The sequence below is a fragment of the Jiangella muralis genome (assembly GCF_001270745.1).
Classification (GTDB): domain Bacteria; phylum Actinomycetota; class Actinomycetes; order Jiangellales; family Jiangellaceae; genus Jiangella; species Jiangella muralis.
This window is the reverse complement of record NZ_KQ434754.1, coordinates 20,703-38,993: the sequence shown is the minus strand read 5'-3', so window position 1 is coordinate 38,993 and position 18,291 is coordinate 20,703. Positions and strand designations below refer to the sequence as shown.

The 18,291-nt window shown below is 73.1% G+C and carries 10 protein-coding genes and 1 pseudogene; 5 read left to right on the top strand and 6 right to left on the bottom strand.

Translation table 11 applies throughout. The features are described 5' to 3' along the window. The first annotated feature begins 27 nt into the window (after positions 1-27). On the top strand, positions 28-1,077 hold the full coding sequence (locus ACW62_RS08330; protein ID WP_083459498.1) for a hypothetical protein: 1,050 nt from the start codon (positions 28-30) through the stop codon (positions 1,075-1,077). A gap of 46 nt (positions 1,078-1,123) precedes the next feature. Next, complete coding sequence (locus ACW62_RS08325; RefSeq protein ID WP_053203650.1) at positions 1,124-1,429, top strand: thiamine-binding protein; 306 nt, start codon at positions 1,124-1,126, stop codon at positions 1,427-1,429. Here the strand turns inward: ACW62_RS08325 and gad are convergent. The 3 genes from gad to ACW62_RS08310 form a co-directional block, all read right to left on the bottom strand. After that, the gene (gene gad / locus ACW62_RS08320) at positions 1,423-2,796 is read right to left on the bottom strand and encodes a glutamate decarboxylase (protein ID WP_053203649.1); all 1,374 of its coding nucleotides are present in this window, start codon (positions 2,794-2,796) and stop codon (positions 1,423-1,425) included. The genes ACW62_RS08325 and gad overlap by 7 nt on opposite strands. A gap of 66 nt (positions 2,797-2,862) precedes the next feature. Next, entirely contained in the window at positions 2,863-4,845 is a 1,983-nt protein-coding gene (locus tag ACW62_RS08315) for an ABC1 kinase family protein (protein WP_053203648.1), read from the bottom strand. Between the two features lie 46 nt (positions 4,846-4,891). Next, a complete protein-coding gene (locus ACW62_RS08310; protein ID WP_053203647.1) occupies positions 4,892-8,242 on the bottom strand; it encodes a S8 family serine peptidase in 3,351 nt (1,116 codons plus the stop codon). 129 nt (positions 8,243-8,371) lie between these two features. Between ACW62_RS08310 and ACW62_RS08305 the strand changes: the two genes are divergently transcribed. Continuing rightward, positions 8,372-9,349: a helix-turn-helix domain-containing protein gene (locus ACW62_RS08305; RefSeq protein WP_157574535.1), complete on the top strand. Its 978-nt coding sequence runs from the start codon at positions 8,372-8,374 to the stop codon at positions 9,347-9,349. Between the two features lie 15 nt (positions 9,350-9,364). Here ACW62_RS08305 and ACW62_RS08300 read toward each other — a convergent pair whose 3' ends face one another. Next, the gene (locus tag ACW62_RS08300; protein ID WP_053203645.1) at positions 9,365-10,702 is read right to left on the bottom strand and encodes an MATE family efflux transporter; all 1,338 of its coding nucleotides are present in this window, start codon (positions 10,700-10,702) and stop codon (positions 9,365-9,367) included. A gap of 330 nt (positions 10,703-11,032) precedes the next feature. Here ACW62_RS08300 and ACW62_RS08295 point away from each other — a divergent pair, with 330 nt between their 5' ends. Then, a complete protein-coding gene (locus ACW62_RS08295) occupies positions 11,033-15,145 on the top strand; it encodes a replicative DNA helicase (protein ID WP_053204009.1) in 4,113 nt (1,370 codons plus the stop codon). Positions 15,146-15,263: 118 nt separating this feature from the next. Further along, positions 15,264-15,989, top strand: a pseudogene (locus ACW62_RS36360) (helix-turn-helix domain-containing protein); the annotation flags it as partial. Positions 15,990-16,001: 12 nt separating this feature from the next. On the opposite strand, the gene ACW62_RS08290 reads toward ACW62_RS36360, so the two are convergent. Continuing rightward, positions 16,002-17,177, bottom strand: coding sequence for an MFS transporter (locus ACW62_RS08290; RefSeq protein WP_053203644.1), 1,176 nt, complete (start codon positions 17,175-17,177; stop codon positions 16,002-16,004). A 105-nt stretch (positions 17,178-17,282) separates the two neighbouring features. Then, positions 17,283-18,239 (bottom strand): helix-turn-helix transcriptional regulator, encoded by a 957-nt coding sequence (locus tag ACW62_RS08285; RefSeq protein WP_053203643.1) that lies wholly within the window; start codon positions 18,237-18,239, stop codon positions 17,283-17,285. Between the last annotated feature and the right edge of the window lie 52 nt (positions 18,240-18,291).

Below are 18,291 nucleotides of genomic sequence, written 5' to 3'. Positions count from 1 at the left end.
CCGCCGTCCACGGGCGAAGGTCGGAGCATGAACTCGACGATGACGACCGTGGGTCCGGCGCCGCGCACCGGCGTGCTGCGCCGCTGGCCCGAGTGGGCGCCGTGGGCCGCGACACTGTGGGCGCTCGGCTACGGGCTGACGGCGCTGGGCTGGACGCTCACCGGCGCCGGCTTCCCGGTGGGCCGGGCCGACCCGGACCGCCAGCTGTCCCTGCTCGGCGGTGTGCCGGCCGACGTCGGCGCGCCGTTGTTCGCGGCGGTCGCGCTGGCGGCCGCCGGCACTGGCGCCGTCATGGCCCGCTACCGTCCCGGCGCACCGGTGCCGCGCTGGTGGCGGCGGTTCGCCGTCGGGCTCGGCGGCACGCTGACGGCGGTCCTGCTGGTGGTCGTGCCGGACACCCGGATTCTGGCCGTCGCCGGGTACCTGCCGATGATCCTGTTCAAGGCGCCGTTCGACGCGGAGATGCGGGCGCAGGTCGGCGACGCGCTCGGTGTCGAGCACCTGCACCAGGTGATCGCGCTGGCCGGCGGGTTCCTGTGGGCGGCGGCGACCGTCGTCTACGCCCGGCGGACGGTCGGCAGCTGCGCGCGGTGCGGACGCCCGGACCGGTCGGCGGCGGTGGCGACGGTGCTGCGCTGGGCCCGTCCGGCGGTCTATGTGGCGGCGGCGATCCCGGCGCTGTACGCCGTCACCCGGTGGATCTGGGTGGCGGGGTTCCCGCTGGGCATCGACGCGGACCTGCACGCGGACGGCATGGCCGACGGCTCGCTCTGGGCCGGCGCCTGGCTGGCGTCGTTCGCGCTGGTGGGGACCGCGCTGACACTCGGGCTGGTGCAGCGGTGGGGCGAGGTGTTCCCGCGCTGGATCCCGGTGTGGCGCGGCCGCCGGGTGCCGGTCGGGCTGGCCGTCGTCCCGGCGTCGCTGGTGGCGGTGCTCGTGCTGTCGGGCGGGCTGGGGTTGATCAAGGGCAGCCTGGAGGAGGGCATGATCACCGCTGACGACTGGGCCGCCGTCGGGCCGGCGCTGCTGTGGCCGGTGTGGGGCGTGGCGCTGGGCTGGGGGACGCTGGCGTACTAGCTGCGCCGCCGCGGCGGCTGCGCGGACTGCGGCCTACGATGACGGCATGCTCATCGCGTTCTCCGTCGCACCGTCCGGCACCGGCGAGTCCGTGTCCGAAGCGGTGGCCGACGCCGTCGCCGTCGTCCGCGCCTCCGGGCTGCCGAACAGCACCGACTCCATGTTCACCACCATCGAGGGTGAGTGGGACGAGTGCATGGACGTCGTCAAGCGCGCCTGCGAGGCGGTCGGCCGGCACGGTCACCGCGTCAGCCTGGTGCTCAAGGCCGACATCCGGCCAGGCCACACCGGCGAGATCACCGGCAAGGTCGACCGGCTCGAGGCGGCGCTGGCCCGCAAGGCCGATCAGTAGCCGGTTCCGGACTTCACCCGGCGGCGCTCACGCTCGTGCAGCCCGCCCTTCGCGTCCAGCGTCGTGCAGGCGTGCGCGAGGTCGTCGGCCAGCGTGTCCGCCAGCGAGCGGCCGAGGGTCTGCTTCACCAGGGCGCGCATGATCGTCACGTGGTCGGCGTTCGGCGGCAGCGTGTACGCCGGCAGCATCCAGCCGTGCTCGCCGGCCAGCTGCCCCGCGACGTCGAACTCGTCGTAGTCGTGCTCGCCGGCCAGCCGGAACGCCACCAGCGGCAGCTGCTCCGCGTCTGGATGGCCGACCAGCTCGAAGTCGCCGGCGTCGACGATCCGCTTGGCCAGCGCCTGCGCGTTGGTCTGCATCGTCTGCATGATCGCGCGGTAGCCGTCGTGCCCGTAGCGGACGAAGTTGTAGTACTGCGCGAGCACCATGCTGGCGCCGGTGGAGAAGTTCAGCGTGAACGTCGCGTCGCTCTTGCCCAGGTAGTTCTCGTAGAAGACGAGGTCCTCGGCGAGGTCGTCGGCGCCGCGGAACACCAGCCAGCCGATGCCCGGGTAGACCAGGCCGTACTTGTGCCCGGACACGTTGATCGAGCGGACCTGCTCCAGCCGGAAGTCCCACTTCGTGTCCGGGTAGAGGAACGGCCACACGAACCCGCCGCTGGCCGCGTCGACATGCAGCGGGACGTCCAGCCCCTTCTCGTCGCGCAGCCGCACCAGCAGGTCGTTGATGCCGGAGATGTCGTCGGAGTGCCCGGTGAACGTGGTGCCGAGCACCGCCGCGACGCCGATGGTGTTCTCGTCGACGTGCGGCTCGACGTCACTCGGGCCGATGGTGAGGCGGTCCGGTCGCAGCGGGATGATCCGCGGCTCGACGTCGAAGTAGCGGCAGAACTTCTCCCAGACGACGTGTACGTCGCCGCCGAACACCAGGTTCGGCCGGTCGGTGCTCTGCCGCGCGGCCTCGCGCCGCTTCCGCCACTTCCACTTCAGCGACAGCGCGCCGAGCATGATCGCCTCGGACGAGCCCTGCGTGCGGGTGCCGGTGGTCGGGCCGGGCGCATGGAAGAGGTCGGCCAGCATGCGGATGCAGCGCTGCTCGATCAGCGCCGTCTGCGGGTACTCGGCGTGGTCGATGTAGTTGCGGTGCAGGTTGTCGGCGATGACACGCTGCGCCTCCGGCTCCATCCACGTCGTCACGAACGTGGCGAGGTTACGCATCGGGATGCCGTCCAGCACGAGCTCCTCGCCGAGCAGCCGCATCGCGTCGATGGCCGGCATGCCCTGCTGCGGCAGCCGATCGTCCGGCGCCGGTCGCTGCAGGAACGAGTTGCCGTAGCGGTCGTCGTAGGTGTCCTCGTGGCGCCCCATGCCCCGACGCTAGGCAGCCTACGGCGCGGTGGACTCACCCGGAATGGATGAGAGCGCTAGAGGGTGTCAGCCGCGGCGGAAGATCTGCGCCAGCACCCGCAGCGCCAGGATCGCGCTGATCACCAGCATGTTGTAGCCGATCAGCTCGTACAGCCCGACGTCGTCGGTGAGCTGTGGCCCGCCGCCGGTGCCGATCAGCAGCACGGCCATGATGCCGGTGGTCGCGGCGAGGAACGTCAGCAGCACCTCGTGCAGCATGGTGGTCAGCACGGCGCGGTCGCGCTCGTCGGCGAGCAGCCTGATGTTGATGCCCAGGCGGCCGTGCTCGGCGGCGCTGGCGATGCGCTCGACCCGTCGCGGCAGCCGGCGCAGGATCGGCAGCAGCGCCGCCAGCTCCTCGGTGACGGCCCGCTTGAGATGCTCCGGTCCGTACTGCTCCTCGACGTAGCCGCTGGCCAGCGAGCGGGCGCTGCCGATGAGGTCGAACCGCGGCGTGAGCCGGGTCAGCGTGCCCTCGGCCGTCGCCAGCGCGCGGAACACCGCGGCGATCTCCGGCGGGATGGCCAGGCCGTGGTCGGCGACCACCCGGAAGAGGTCGCCGAACATCCGGACGCCGGTGCTGGGCGTCCCGGACGTGTGCCTGGCCATGAACCGGCCGAGGTCGCGCTCCAGCCGCTGCTGGTCGATCTCGTCCGGGCGCGGCACCAGTTCCAGCAGCGCGTCGCTGACGGCGAGCGGGTCACCCCGGTCGACGCCGACGAGCAGCCGTTGCAGCGCGTCGCGCAGGGCGCCGTCCAGCCGTCCGACCGAGCCGAAGTCGAGCAGCCCGAGCCGGCCGTCGTCGAGCAGGAAGATGTTCCCGCCGTGCGGGTCGGCGTGGAAGATGCCGTCGAGGACGATCTGCCGCAGCAGGCAGTCCAGCAGCGTGGTGGCGAGCGCGTCACGGTCGAAGTCGTGCTGCCGGATGACGACGTCGGCCCGGTTCAGCGGCGTGCCCTGCAGCCGGTCCATCACCAGCACCCGCTCGGTGCACAGCGCGAGGTGCGGCTCGGGCAGGACGACGTCGGGCTGCCGGCTCGGCGCCATCGCCACGGCGGTGATGTTCTCGGCCTCGATGCGGTAGTCCAGCTCTTCGCGGATCGCCTCGGCCAGGCCGGCCGCCAGCGGGCGGACGCCCATGCGGCGGCCCCACCGGGTGCCCGACTCCAGCCGCGCGGCCAGCCGCGCGGCGATGTCGAGGTCGCGCTCGACCACCGGCCGGATGCCCGGCCGCTGCACCTTGACGACCACCTCGGCGCCGCTGTGCAGCCGGGCGACGTGCACCTGGCCGACGGATGCGGCCGCCAGCGGCTCGCGGTCGAACTCGGCGAAGACGTCCTCGACCGGCGCGTTCAGCTCCGCGACGATGACCTTCTCGATGTCCGGCCACGGCACCGGCGCGGCGTCGTCCTGCAGCCGTGCCAGCTCGTCGGCCACCTCGGCGGGCAGCACGTCGCGGCGGGTGGCGAGGATCTGGCCGAGCTTCACGAACGTGACGCCGCCTGCGTTCAGCGTGTTCGTCAGCGCCCGGCCCAGCTGCGCCCGTCCGGACGGGGCGTCCAGGGTGCGGTCGCGGGTGCCACGCAGGTACGACCCGAGGCCGTGCCGCATCGCGATGCCGATGATCTGCCAGTACCGCCGGGTGCGGCGCAGCCGGCCGAGCAGCCCGCGGCCCCACACGAGTGCCGGCGGCAGCGAACCCATCGGCACGAACGCCTCGATGATGACCAGCAGCACCATCGACGCGAGGATCGTCAGCACGGCGGCCAGCAGCGCGAACCAGAACGCGACCGCGCCCTCGCGATCGTCGGTCAGCCCGTCCGGCGACAGGGTGAACTGGTCGAGCAGCGCGAACATGATCAGCGGCCCGACGAACAACGCGAACGCGCCGGTCAGCAGCAGTCGGAACAGCCCGAGCCGCACACCCAGCAGCCGCTGCGCGATCAGCCCGAAGACCAGCGCGGTCAGGACCGAGAAGGTCGCCACGATCGGGAACGTCAAGACATCCATCGCCGCCAGTGTCGCAGGCGTACCCCGACCGGTCCGGTAGCCGCCCTCAGACGACGCCGTAGAGGCGCCGCGTCCACTGGGTCACGCCGACGCCGTTCGCGTCGGTCAGCTCGACCTTGACCGAGACGTGCCCGCCGGCGGCCGGCCGGTTGTCGACGGTCGCGACGACGGTGTCGCCGTCCAGCGTTGCGGGCACCTCGGCCCAGGTCTCGCCGTCGTCGTAGGACACCCAGGCGGCGGCGCCGGTGAGCGAGCCGTGATCGTACGACGGGGTCGCCTCGACGCCGACCTCGACGCGGTAGCCGTCCACCGCCGCGGCCCGGTTCTGCCCGTCGACCTCGACGTCATACGTGGGGAACAGCAGCGGCAGCGCGCCACCGTCCGCCGCCGACGACGTGAACCGCCAGCTGGTCTGGGTGAACAGCGGCGACGTCCAGGTCGAGAAGCTGCGGTCGTACCGGACGAGGTCGTAGACCAGTTCGAAGTCGGTAGCGGCGGCGGGGACGTCCCACTGGCCCTGGCCGTAGAAGCCCCACGCGCCCAGCGATTGCCCGCCGGCGAACAGCTCCATGTTGCCGAGGTCGTTGAGCCCGTTCCACGCGAAGTGGCCGGGCTGGCTGTCCGCCCACGCCGGGAGGTTGGTCCAGATGATGTTCCCGACGCGGCCGGACGGGTCGTACGTGCCCAGCGCGTCGGCGGGGACCGCGGGCCGCAGCCCGGCGCCGTACCAGGTCTCCGCGGTGCGGCTGCCCGGTGCCAGCGGCCGGGTCGCCGACGACATCGGCGTGCCCCAGTACCACCGCGTGCCGTCGGGGTGGATCACGGTCTGGCGCACCGGCACGTCCGCGGTCACGTACGCCGTCCGGGTGCCGGGCGCCGCGAACTCCACGACGTCGCCGAGCGGGACGAACGCCTCCCGCTGAGCGCTGTAGGCGTCGAGGTACTGCGCGTACTGGTCGGGGGCGCCGGGCGTGTTGTACGTCGAGTCGATGCGGGCCAGCCGGTCCTGCTCGACCCGGTGGTTGACGTCGCGCGTCGTGATCTTCCCGGTGTGCGGGTAGACCAGGTGGTAGTCGGCCGGCTCGGCGGCGCCGTCGGGCGTCGTGTAGAGCCACGACTCCGTCACGTCGAAGTCGCCGCGCTCCACGTCGGCCATCCGGCCCAGGTACAGGGTGTCCAGGCTGGCGCGGAAGTAGCGGGTGTTGGACAGGATCCAGTTGTCGACGATGCGGGCGTAGGACACGCTGCCGCTGTGCATCCGCATCGGCTCGTCGGTGCGCACCTTGACCGGCAGCGCGCGGCGCGCGTCCAGCGTGACGGTCCGGTCGCCGAGCAGGTCGAGTTCCGGCTCGGCCAGGAACGCCGCCTCGGTGACCTGGAACGTCTCCGGGTCGGTGACGGCGACGGTCGCGGCGATCGAGTACGTGCCGGCGCGCAGCCGCAGCGTGACGTCGGCGCCGTCGAGGCTGACCCGCTGGGCGGCGATGCTGTCCAGGTCGAACACGTCCAGCGTGCTGGCGTCGCCGGCCGGCTGGCCGTCGCGGCCGAGCACCCGGAACGTGACGTCGACCTGCTGCGGCTCGGCGTACGCGCCGATCGGGGTGACGACGGTGGCGTCGCCGGCCCGCGCGACCAGCCGGAGGCTGACGGCGCCGTAGTGCCCGTAGTCGAGGACCGACGGGTCGAACCTGACCGGCAGCGCAGCGGTGCCGCCGGCCGGGACCGTCAGCGTCGTCACGCCGAGCGTCGTCGCGTCGTCCGGCAGCGCGGCGCCGTTCTCGCCGCGGGCGTCCAGCGTGAAGGTCAGCGTCGCGTCGGCGCCGCCGGTGTTCGTGTAGACGACGTCGGTGGTGACCGCCTCAGACGGGTCGTGCGGCCAGGCCAGCGTGCCGAGGTCGACCGTGCCGGGGCCGCTGAGCTGCGCCGTCGCCGCCGTCGCGACGTCGAGGATGCCGGCGCCCTGGTCGTAGACGTCGGTCTCGTTGTCCGGGCGGACCGTGCTCTGCAGGGCGGCCTTCACCTGCTCGCCGGTCCAGTCCGGGTGTGCCTGCTGGACGACGGCCGCGGCGCCGGCGACGTGCGGGGTCGCCATCGACGTGCCGCTCATGTTCGTGTAGGCGGCGTCGCCGCGGCCGCCGGCGCGGGCGGCGGTGATGTCCACGCCCGGCCCGGCGATGTCGGGCTTGACGGCGCGCGTCACCGCGACCGGCCCGCGGCCGGAGAAGCTCGCCGTCGCGTCGTTGAGGTCGACCGCGCCGACGGTCAGCGCGCTGGCGGCGCAGCCCGGGCTGGTGACGGTCTCGGCCGGGCCGCCGAGGTTGCCGGCCGCGATGACGAACAAGGTGTCCGACGCCGCCGACAGCGCGTCGACCGCCTGCACCATCGGGTCGTCGCAGGCGCCCAGCTCGCTGTTGCCGAGGCTCATGTTGACGACGTCGGCGCCCTGCTCGACGGCCCACTCCATGCCGGCGATGATCCACGACAGCTCGCCGAAGCCATCGTCACCGAGCACCTTGCCGACCAGCAGGCCCGCGCCCGGCGCGACGCCGCGGTAGCTCCCGCCGGCCGCCGCCCCGGAGCCGAGCACCGTCGACGCGACGTGGGTGCCGTGGCCGTCGCGGTCCACGACGTCGGGGCTGTCGGTGAAGTTCTCGGCCACGACGAGCGCCTCGGCGACGTCCGGGTGCTCGGCGTCGATGCCGGTGTCGAGGACGGCGACCGTGCTGCCGGCGCCGTCGAACCCGGCCGCCCACGCGTCGGGCGCGCCGACGTACGGGACGCTCTCGTCCAGCACCGGCGCGACCCGAGCGTCCAGCCAGATCTTTTCCACCTGCCGGCCGAACGCCGTCGGCTGCGGCACGACGGCGTTCCAGACGGACTCGGTGGCGGCCTTGTCGGCGTCGAGGACGTCGGCGCCGATCGACGGCAGGCTCGCCGTCCGCTCCGTCCCGGCGGGCAGGGCGGCGCCGCGGGAGGCTGCGGCGCCGCCGGCATAGGTGACGATCAGCGGGATGCTGCCGGTCGACGCGTCGTCCAGGCCCTGCTCGACCAGGCCGGTGACGTTGAACAGCTGCCGGTCGACCCGGTTCTCGGTCAGCGCCTGCTCGGCCGACGCCGGGATGACGTACACGTCGTCGCCCTCGGTGCGCACGTCGTAACCGCCGGGATCGTCGGACTGCACCCGCACGGCCGGCGCGTCGCCCCGTCCGTACGTCAGCACCGCGACGTCGCCGGTGATCAGCGTGACGGTGCGGACGCCGCCGGCCTCGACCCCGTCCGGGAGCTGCGGCAGCGGCGTCGCCGGCGGATCGTCCGCGGGCGCGGCGGCCTGGCCGGAGAGCGGGAGCGTGGCCAGCGCGAGGGTCAGCGCGGCGGCGATGCGGCGGAGAGCAGGCACGGTTCGGCCCCGCTTTCGGGAGGGAGACGGAACATTCGTAAATCTGCCACGATTCGGGACAATGCATACTGGCGCGAATGCGTCATGACCGGTATCCGCCAGCGACGACCTGCGGGTAGAGGAGGCATCGTGTTCGATGTGCTCGGGCTGGGTGAGGTGGAGGAGTCCGCCTATCGCGCGCTGGTCGAGGTGCCGTCCACCGACGTCGCCGCCCTGGCCGCACGCCTGGGTCTGCGGCCAGGCGAGGCGGCGACGGCGCTGGCGTCACTGGAGCGCCGCGGCCTCGCGGCCCGGTCCAGCGCCAGCCCCGAGCACTACGTCGCGTCGCCGCCGTCCGTCGCCCTGGCCGCCCTCGTCGTCGACCGGCAGGAGGAGCTGCGCCGCGCCGAGGTCGAGATCGCCGCGCTCACCGAGGCGTACCGGCGCACCGAATCCGACCGCAGCGTCGGCGACGTGGTCGACGTCGTCTACGGCGCCCAGGCCGTCGCGCAACGGTTCATGCAGCTGCAGGCGTCGGCCCGGTCCGAGGTGCTCGGCCTGACGAAAGCGGAGGTCGTCGCGATCTCCGGCGAGGAGAACACCGCCGAGGAGGCTGCCGTCGAACGTGGCGTCCGCTTCCGCGTCGTCCTCGAGCGAGCCGCGTTCGACCGCCCCGGCTTCGCGGCCGCCGCCGAGGCCGCCCTGGCCGACGGCGAAGAGGTGCGGGTCGCGCCCGTGGTGCCGATCCGGCTGCTCGTGGTCGACCGGCAGATCGCGCTGGTGCCGCTGGTGTCCGGTGAGGCGCGGGCCATCGGCGCGCTGCTCGTGCACCAGAGCGGGCTGCTCGACGCGCTGATGGCGCTGTTCGACAAGGTGTGGGACGAGGCGGTCCCGCTGGTCCTCGGCACCGGCGGGGCGCTGGCCGAGCGCCCGCCGTCCGGGCTCACCACCCTCGACGCCCGGATCTTCGGGTTGCTGCTGGCGGGGCTGACCGACCAGGCGATCGCGAACATGCTGGACATGTCGTTGCGGACGGTGCAGCGGCGGGTGCGGGCCCTGATGGACGCCGCCGGCGCCGACACCCGGCTGCAGCTCGGCTTCCAGGCCGCGAAGCACGGCTGGGCCTGACCCCGTCGCCACCGCTCAGCGGACCGCGCCGGTGATCATCCAGGTGTCGCTGCGTTCCCGGAGCGCGAGCGTGACCAGCCGCACCAGCATCCACAGGCCGATCGTGCCCCAGAGCCACATGAGGCCGGCCTGCCCGGACACGTCCGCGACGGAGACGGCCCAGGCCGCCGGCAGGAACGCCACCACCGAGAGCACTGATGCCCAGGCCAGGTAGCGCCCGTCGCCGGCGCCGATCAGGACCCCGTCGAGCACGAACACCCACCCAGCGATCGGCTGCATCGCCGCGGCCACCACCAGCGCGGCGAACAGCAGCGACCGCACCTCGGCGTCCGGCGTGAACAGCCGCGCGTAACCGTTGCCGATCGCCAGCAGCAGCACGGCGAGCGCGAACCCGGACAGCACGCCCCACTGCACCATGCGCCGGGTGATCGACCGCGCGCCGTCCACGTCGCCGGCGCCGAGCGCCCGGCCGACCAGCGCCTGGGCGGCGATCGCGACCGCGTCGAGGATCAGTGCCAGCAGCGTCCACGTCGTGAACGCCACCTGGTGCGCGGCCAGCTCCGCCGTCCCCAACCCGGCCGCCACGACGGTGATGACGATGAGCGCGACCCGCATCGCGACCGTCCGGACGATCAGCGGGACGCCGGCCCCGATCGCCTGCGCGACGCCGCGCCCGTCCGGCCGGAGCCCGACGCCGGCCCGCCGGGCGCCGCGCGCGACGACCCGGATGAACACGGCGGCCATGCCGGTCTGGGCGAGGACGGTGCCCAGCGCCGAGCCGCCGATGCCGAGGCCGAGCCCGTACACCAGCACGACGTTCAGCACGACGTTCGCGACCGCCCCCGTCACCGCGACGTAGAGCGGCGTCCTCGTGTCCTGCAGGCCGCGCAGGACACCGGTCGCGGCGAGCACCAGCAGCATGGACGGGATGCCGAGCAGGCTGATCCGCAGGTACGTCTCCGCGTACCCGGCCACGTCGTCGCCCGGCCCGAACAGCGACACCACCCACGGCGTCAGCGGCCAGCCGGCGGCCACCGTCGCGACGCCGATCAGCACGGCCAGCCAGCAGCCGTCGATGCCCGAGCGCAGCGCGCCGGCCTGGTCGCCCGCGCCCAGCCGCCGGGCCACCGCGGCCGTCGTCCCGTAGGCGAGGAAGATCGACACGTTCACCAGCGTCGCCAGCACCGTCGACGCGATGCCGAGGCCGGCCAGCTCGGGGGTGCCGAGGTGCCCGATGATGGCGGAGTCGGTCAGCAGGAACAGCGGCTCGGCGACCAGCGCGCCCAGGGCGGGCAGCGCGAGCCGCAGGATTTCGCCGTCGGCCGCGTGCCGGCGGAACGGATGTCGAATCATGGCAGCACCGACGGTAGGGGTGACACCTGTCCTCGCGTGACCATCGTCTCGCCATTTGAGATCTTGCTCTGTGGATCTCCGTCCACACCCGGTGGACGAAGAATCTCGCGTGTGACCTGTCGTTTCGTCGGCGTTGTGAACAACCGGCCGGGCCGCCGTCCCCAGGGTTGTCCACAGTTGGGGATGATCGTTTACGCGGCGTCTCCACAGCCGGTCCACAGCCCCTGTGGATCACCGACTTGGCGACGCGCCGAAGCGGGCCATAGGTTCGCCAAACAGCCCTTGGCTGTTAGAACATATGTATGACCAGCCGGTGACGAAGGGGTGGGCGTGAGCGTCGCGGAGCTGCCGGATCGGCGGGAGGAAGCCCCCGTCGACTACGGCCGCACGCCGCCCCAGGACGTCGCCGCCGAGCAGTCGGTGCTGGGCGGCATGCTGCTGTCCAAGGACGCCATCGCCGACGTCGTCGAGATCATCCGCGGCAACGACTTCTACCGGCCGGCGCACGAGGCCGTCTACGAGGCGATCATCGACCTCTACGGCCGCGGCGAACCCGCCGACGCCGTCACCGTCGCGGCACAGTTGCAGAAGCGGGGCGAGCTGGGCCGGGTCGGCGGCGCGCCGTACCTGCACACCCTCGTCTCCTCCGTGCCGTCGGCCGCCAACGCCGGCTTCTACGCCGAGATCGTCCGCGAGCGCGCCGTCCTGCGCCGCCTCGTCGAGGCCGGCACCCGCATCACCCAGATGGGCTACAGCGACGACGGCGACGCCGACATGATCGTCGACCGCGCCCAGGCCGAGATCTACGCCATCACCGAGAAGCGGTCGTCCGAGGACTACCACCCGCTCTCCGAGATCATGGAGGGCACGCTCGACGAGATCGAGGCCATCGGCTCGCGCGGCGGCCAGATGGTCGGCGTCCCCACCGGCTTCACCGACCTCGACGCGCTGACGAACGGTCTTCACCCTGGTCAGCTCGTGATTCTGGCCGCGCGACCGGCCGTCGGCAAGGCACTGGCGCTGGACACGCCACTGCCGACGCCGACGGGCTGGACGACCATGGGTGAGGTCCGGGTCGGCGACCTGCTCATCGGCGCCGACGGCCGGCCCACCAAGGTCGTCGCCGCGACCGAGGTCATGACCGATCGTCCTTGCTACGAGGTCGAGTTCTCCGACGGCACGGTCATCGTGGCCGACGCCCAGCACCAGTGGGCCACGACCACCCGGGCCGGCCGGCGAGCGGCGGGCGAGCGACGGTCACCCCGCTTCTACTGGCCGGACGCATCCGTGGCCAGGGCCTGCGCGATAGCCACCCGTGCCGAGACCGAGGCCGACCATCTCGTCACTGCCGCGGAGGCCGTCGCCGAGGTCGGCGCCGAGTTCCGGCACGCCATCCACGGCGCCGTCCAGGCGGTCAGGGCCGGTGCGCCGGCGCCGCACCGGGCCGCGGTCCCGACGTACTCGCGCCGACTGCTGCTCAGTGAACTCGCGCACCGGGTCTCCCGCCCGGTGGGCAGCTGGGCCGCCGCGGAGCACCCGGGCATCGTGACGACGGAGGAGCTGGCCGCGACGCTGCGCTGCGCGGGCGGTGACCGGCGGCTGAACCATGCGGTGCGGCTGGCCGATGCGTTCGACCTGCCCGACCGCGATCTCCCGCTGCCGGCGTACGCCCTCGGTGTGTGGCTGGGCGACGGCCACAGCGCGGCGGCGAGGTTCACGTCCGACGATCCTGAGATCGCCGAGGAGATCCGGCGTACGGGTTTGCGGGTGCAGCCGCAGGGCGGCCGGCTCTACTCGTTGCGAATGCCCGAACCCGCGCCGGTCGCCGAGCGCTCGTGTGTCGTCTGCGGTGCCTCGTTCGTGCCGAAGACCAGCCAGGTCCGCACCTGCGGGCGGCGTTGCGGCGGGCGGGTGCGCGGGCTGCCCGGCGTCGCCGTCGCGCCGGCGTGTCCCGACTGCGGCCGGCCCTCGTCCGGGCTGCGACGCTGCGAGGCCTGCCACCGTCACCACGGGACGGTCCAGGCAGTGCTGCGGACCATGGGTGTACTCGGCGACAAGCACATCCCACGGGAGTACCTGCGGGCGTCGATCCAGCAGCGCCGCGACCTTCTCGCCGGCCTGCTCGACACCGACGGGTACGTGAACCAGAACGGCCTCGTGCAGTTCGCCGTCACCAGCCGCCGGCTCGCCGAGGGAGCGCTCGAGCTCGTCCACTCGCTCGGCTACCGGGCGAGCATGACCACCAAACGCGTCAAGGGACGCTCCGAGGCCACGTCGACCTCCTACTGCATCACCTTCACACCGCGCGATGCCGTGTTCCGGCTGCGGCGCAAGCGGCAGCGGCAGCGCCTCGGCAGCGGCCCGACGGCCCGCATGGTGGTCGACGTCCGTCCCGTTCCGTCCGTTCCCGTCCGTTGCGTCGAGGTCGATGCCGCCGATCACCTCTACCTCGCCGGTCGTTCCTGCATCCCGACGCACAACTCGACCCTCGGCCTCGATCTCGCCCGGGCGGCGTCCATCAAGCACGGGCTGACGTCGGTCGTCTACTCGCTGGAGATGGGCCGCAACGAGATCACCATGCGCCTGCTCTCCGCCGAGGCCAAGGTCCCGCTGCACCACATGCGCTCCGGCCAGATGACCGACGACGACTGGAACCGCATCGCCCGCAGCACCGGCGAGGTCTCCAGCGCGCCCCTCTTCATCGACGACTCGCCCAACATGACGATGATGGAGATCCGGGCCAAGTGCCGGCGGCTCAAGCAGCGCAACGACCTCCGCCTCGTCATCATCGACTACCTCCAGTTGATGACCAGCGGCAAGCGCGTCGAGAGCCGCCAGCAGGAGGTCGCCGAGTTCTCCCGCGCGCTCAAGCTGCTGGCGAAGGAGCTCGAGGTCCCCGTCATCGCGATGAGCCAGCTGAACCGTGGCCCCGAGCAGCGCCAGGACAAGAAGCCGATGCTGTCCGACCTGCGCGAATCCGGCTGTTTGCCGGCGTCGACGCGCATATTGCGGGCAGACACCGGCGCCGAGATCACCATCGGTGCGCTGCTGGCGTCGGGGGAGCGCGACATCCCGGTCTGGAGCCTCGACGACAGCCTCCGCTACGTCCCGCGCACCATGACGCATGCGTTCCCGAGCGGTCGCAAGGAGACCTTCCGTCTGCGTCTCGCCTCGGGAAAGCAGATCGACGCGACGGCGAACCACCCGTTCCTCACCTATGACGGCTGGCGGCCGTTGGGTGAGCTCTCGGTGGGTGCCCGGCTGGGCGTGCCGCGGCACGTGCCCGGCCCACTGGTGACGCAGCGGTGGGCCGACGCCGAGATCGTCATGCTCGCCCATCTCATCGGCGACGGTTCGTTCGTCCGGCGTCAGCCCATCCGCTACGCGTCTGTCGACGAGGAGAACCTGGCCGCGGTCACCGAGGCCGCGCGGCACTTCGGCATCACCGCCGTCCGCGACGACTACGCCGCCGCGCGGGTGACGACGCTGCGGCTACCGGCGCCATACCGCCTGACGCACGGGCGCCGGAACCCGATCGCCGCCTGGCTCGACGGGCTCGGGTTGTTCGGGCTGCGCTCGCCCGAGAAGTTCGTTCCTGATGCCGTCTTCGGCCTGCCCAAAACGCAGATCACCCTGTTCCTGCGGCACCTGTGGGCCACTGACGGCTCGGTGACGGTGAACCGCAACGGCCGGTCCGGACGCATCTATTTCGCCACCACCAGCCGGCGCCTCCTCGACGGCGTCTCGCGGCTGCTGCTGCGTTACGGCATCTCGACCCGCCTCCGGGTCGCGACGCCCAAGGCGGGTTACCGGCCGCAGTACACCCTGGACATCTCCGGCCGGGACGAGCAACTGCGGTTCCTGCGCGAGATCGGCTGTCACGGTGCCCGGTCCGAGGGGTGCGAGCGGCTGCTCACCATCCTCGAATCCGGCTCCTCCAACGCCAACGTCGACACCGTGCCGCGCGAGGTCTGGCAGGACGTTCGCACCATCCTGGCCGAGCAGGGCATGTCGCACCGTGCCTTCGCGGCGGCCATGAAGACCCGGTTCGGCGGCAGCACGATGTGGAAGCACGCGCCGAGCCGCGACCGTCTCGGCCGGGTGGCGACGGTGCTGGGCAGCGCCGAGCTGGAGATGTACGCCACCAACGACCTCCTCTGGGACGAGATCGTCGCCATCGAGCCGCTCGGCGAACAGGATGTCTACGACGCCACTGTCATGGGCACCCACAACTTCATCGCCGACGGCGTCGCTACCCACAACAGCATCGAACAGGATGCCGACATGGTCATCCTGCTGCACCGCGAGGACGCCTACGAGAAGGAGTCGCCGCGAGCGGGCGAGGCCGACTTCATCGTGGCCAAGCACCGTAACGGCCCCACCGCCACCATCACGGTCGCCTTCCAGGGCCACTACAGCCGCTTCGTCGACATGGCCCAGTGAGGCGCCGCCGGGAATAACCGGACCGCGCGGGGCGGCTGGCCTGTCTGTGACAGCAGTCCTGCCGAGCCCGGAGCCGGCCGCGTCCACCGACCCGGGCGGGGCGGTGGCCCGCTGGGAAATGTCCACCGTCCGCCGCGTGCGGCTGGCCACCGCTGAGCGGCTGGCCGAGGCGCCGGGGTCGATGTGGGCGTTGGTCTGGGAGGGGGCCATCGACGTCGAGACGGCGGCGGGGCGGCGGCGGATGCACGCGGGCGACGCCGTGTATGTGGATGGGACGACGGCGTTCCGGGTGGCGGCGACGGAGCCGGCGTTCGTGCTCGTCGCCGACCTGCGGCTGGTCGTCCCGGCGCATCCGGTGCCGAGCCCGCTGGTGGTGACGGCGTTCAGCGACCGCCACCGCGGCGTCACCGGCCTCGTCATGACCTGCCCCATCAACGACGGTTGCCACCCGTCGCTGTTCGTGGCCAGCTACGCGGGGCTGGTCGGCGCCGCGATGACGGCGTCCTGGCTGGAGGACGCGCCCTCGGGCGCGAACGGAGCAGGCGGCGACGAGCAGGTCGCGACGGTGGTGGCGGCTCTCGCGGCGCACCCGGGGGAGGCGTGGACGCTGGACCGCATGGCCGGCCTCGTCCACCTGTCCCGTTCGGCGCTGACCGACCGGTTCCGCCGTATCGCCGGCCGCAGCCCGATGCGGGTGCTGCGCGACGTGCGGATGTGGGAGGCGCGACGGCGGCTCGGCGTCGGCGGGCAGGCGGTGACGCAGGTGGCGTACGCCGTCGGGTACGGGTCGGTGGCGGCGTTCAGCCGCGCCTTCTCCGCTCAGCACGGCGTCGCGCCGCAACAGTGGCGCGACCGCTCAGCGGGCCGGGATCCGCAGCAGCGCGAACCCCACCCCGGCAGCCACGGCGGCGGCGGCGCCGACGACGAACGGGACTCCGACGCCATAGGCGTCGAGCAGGGCGCCGCCTGCCGCGGAGCCGATCGTGATGGCGACCTGGAACGCGGTGACCTGCAACGACATCGCGGACTCGACGCGTTCGGGTTCGACCCGCGCCACCCAGAGTTGGGTCGCCACGGGAACCATGTTGAAGGCGAAGCCCCACAGCACGACCGCCACCGTCAGCCACGGTAGCGAGTCGGTCGTCGCGAGAAGCAGGCTCACGCCGAGCAGTGTCGGTGCGAGCCCGGCGAGCAGTCGCAGCCGGACGGCGACCGCACCGGCCACGAGCGTCCCGGCGACGCCGCCGACGCCCCAGGCCAGCAGCAGCCACGTCGTGCTGCCCGGGTCCAGTTCCTCAGTGGCGACGCGGATGTACGGGTACGCCGCGAAGTTGCCGAACGCCACCAGCACGACGCAGCCGATCCCGGCCATCAGGCGGCGGTGCCCGAGCGCCTGACGCAGCATCCGGATGCCCGCGGCCGGGTGCGCCGGGACGGACGGCAGCGCGCGAGCGAGCCCGGCGGCGGCCAGCAGGCCGAGCACCGCGGCCCCGCCGAACGCGGCCCGCCAGCCGACCACGTCCCCGACGACGGCGCCGACCGGCACGCCCACGACGGTCGCGACGCTGACCCCGAACGCGATGGCCGACGACACGGCCCGGTCCCGCCCACCCACCGCATACAGTCCGGCGCCGAACGCGAACGACCAGTACCCGGCGATCGCCACCCCGAGCAGCAGCCGGCCGGCCAGCAGGACGGCGAAGTTCGGCGCGACCGCCACCGCGAGGTTCGCCGCCGCGCCGACGAGCAGCAGGACGACGAGGACGGTGCGCCGGTCGGCGCGCGGCAGCACGACGGCGATGCTCGGGGCGGTGAGGGCGCCGGCGATCGCCGTGGCCGCGACGGCCAGGCCGGCGACCCCTTCGCTGACGCCGACGTCGGCCGCGAGCGCGGGCAGCACGCCGGCCGGCAGGAACTCGCTCGCGACCAGCATCGCGATCCCGGCGGCGAGCGCGACGACGGGCGCCCAGCTGGGCCGGTCGGTCAGGACGGCGGACGGCGCCGGCTGGGCGCGCGGGGACGGGGAGGCCACCCACCCACCCTCCGCCACGGCGGCCGCCGCCGGTTGATCCCGCGGCCGGGCCGGTTGATGCGGCGGCCGCTACCGGCCGGACGCGGTGGTCGCGACCGGCGGTCGCTACAGCCCGGACGCGTCGACGAGGCGCCGGCCGACGGCGCGGGCGGTGTGGCGCAGCTCCACGCAGCCGACGATCCGGAACGGCACCGGCAGCCGGGCCAGCTGCTCGGCGTACCACCAGGGGTTGCTGGTGCTGCCGGTCAGCCGGGTGGTGTCGTCGTCGAGCGGCTCGAGGGTGCCGAGCATGGGCGCCACGCACGGCCGCACCTTCTCCAGCGGGCCCTCGATGATCACCTCGGTGTCGAACTCCCAGCCGCGGGCCAGGTGCGCCTCCAGTTCGGCGACGGCGTCGAGACCGGGTGGCGGTGTGAATGACGTCGTCAGCACGGACACCGACGTGACGCGGTCGATGCGGTACGCGCGCCGGGCGTCGGCGCCGTGCGACCAGCACAGCAGGTACCAGCGGCCGTGCCGGACGACGACGGCCCACGGATCGACGTCGGCGGTCCACTCGGAGCCGGCCTCGGAGCGGTAGCCGATGCGGACGCGGCAGCGGTCGGCGCAGGCCTGGACGAGGGTCGTCGCGGTCGACGGGTCGGGGCGGGCGGCCGCGCGGTCCGGTGCCGGGGCGGTCGTCCGCCGGACCGCCTCGGCCTGTTCGGCGATCGGCTCGGGCAGCGCCCGCAGCAGCTTGCCCAGCGCGCTGCCGACCGGGTCGGCAGCGTCGGCGGCGTCGTGGTGACCGTCGAGGACGGCCATGACCAGGCCGAGCACCTCGGCGGCGGAGAACAGCAGCGGCGGCAGCCGGACGCCGCGGCCGAGCCGGTAGCCGCCGTAGGGGCCGCGGGCCGACTCGATCGGCAGGCCGGCCTCGCGCAGGATGCCGACGTAGCGGCGGGCGGCCCGCTCGGTGACGCCCAGGGCGTCGGCCAGCCGGTCGGCCGTGATGCCGGGGCCGGACTGGATGAGTTCCAGGGCGAGCAGCGCCCGCGCCGTGGGGCTCGTGTCATGCGACATCGCAAGATCTTTCCGGATCCGGAAGCGGAACGTCCGGAACCGACTCTAGCGT

What these genes read in the sequence shown, in the direction of transcription:
- gad (WP_053203649.1), bottom strand. Translation starts at nt 2,796, where the DNA reads ATGGGGCGCCACGAGGACACCTACGACGACCGCTACGGCAACTCGTTC.
- ACW62_RS08315 (WP_053203648.1), bottom strand. Translation starts at nt 4,845, where the DNA reads ATGGATGTCTTGACGTTCCCGATCGTGGCGACCTTCTCGGTCCTGACC.
- ACW62_RS08330 (WP_083459498.1), top strand. Translation starts at nt 28, where the DNA reads ATGAACTCGACGATGACGACCGTGGGTCCGGCGCCGCGCACCGGCGTG.
- ACW62_RS08325 (WP_053203650.1), top strand. Translation starts at nt 1,124, where the DNA reads ATGCTCATCGCGTTCTCCGTCGCACCGTCCGGCACCGGCGAGTCCGTG.
- ACW62_RS08285 (WP_053203643.1), bottom strand. Translation starts at nt 18,239, where the DNA reads ATGTCGCATGACACGAGCCCCACGGCGCGGGCGCTGCTCGCCCTGGAA.
- ACW62_RS08300 (WP_053203645.1), bottom strand. Translation starts at nt 10,702, where the DNA reads ATGATTCGACATCCGTTCCGCCGGCACGCGGCCGACGGCGAAATCCTG.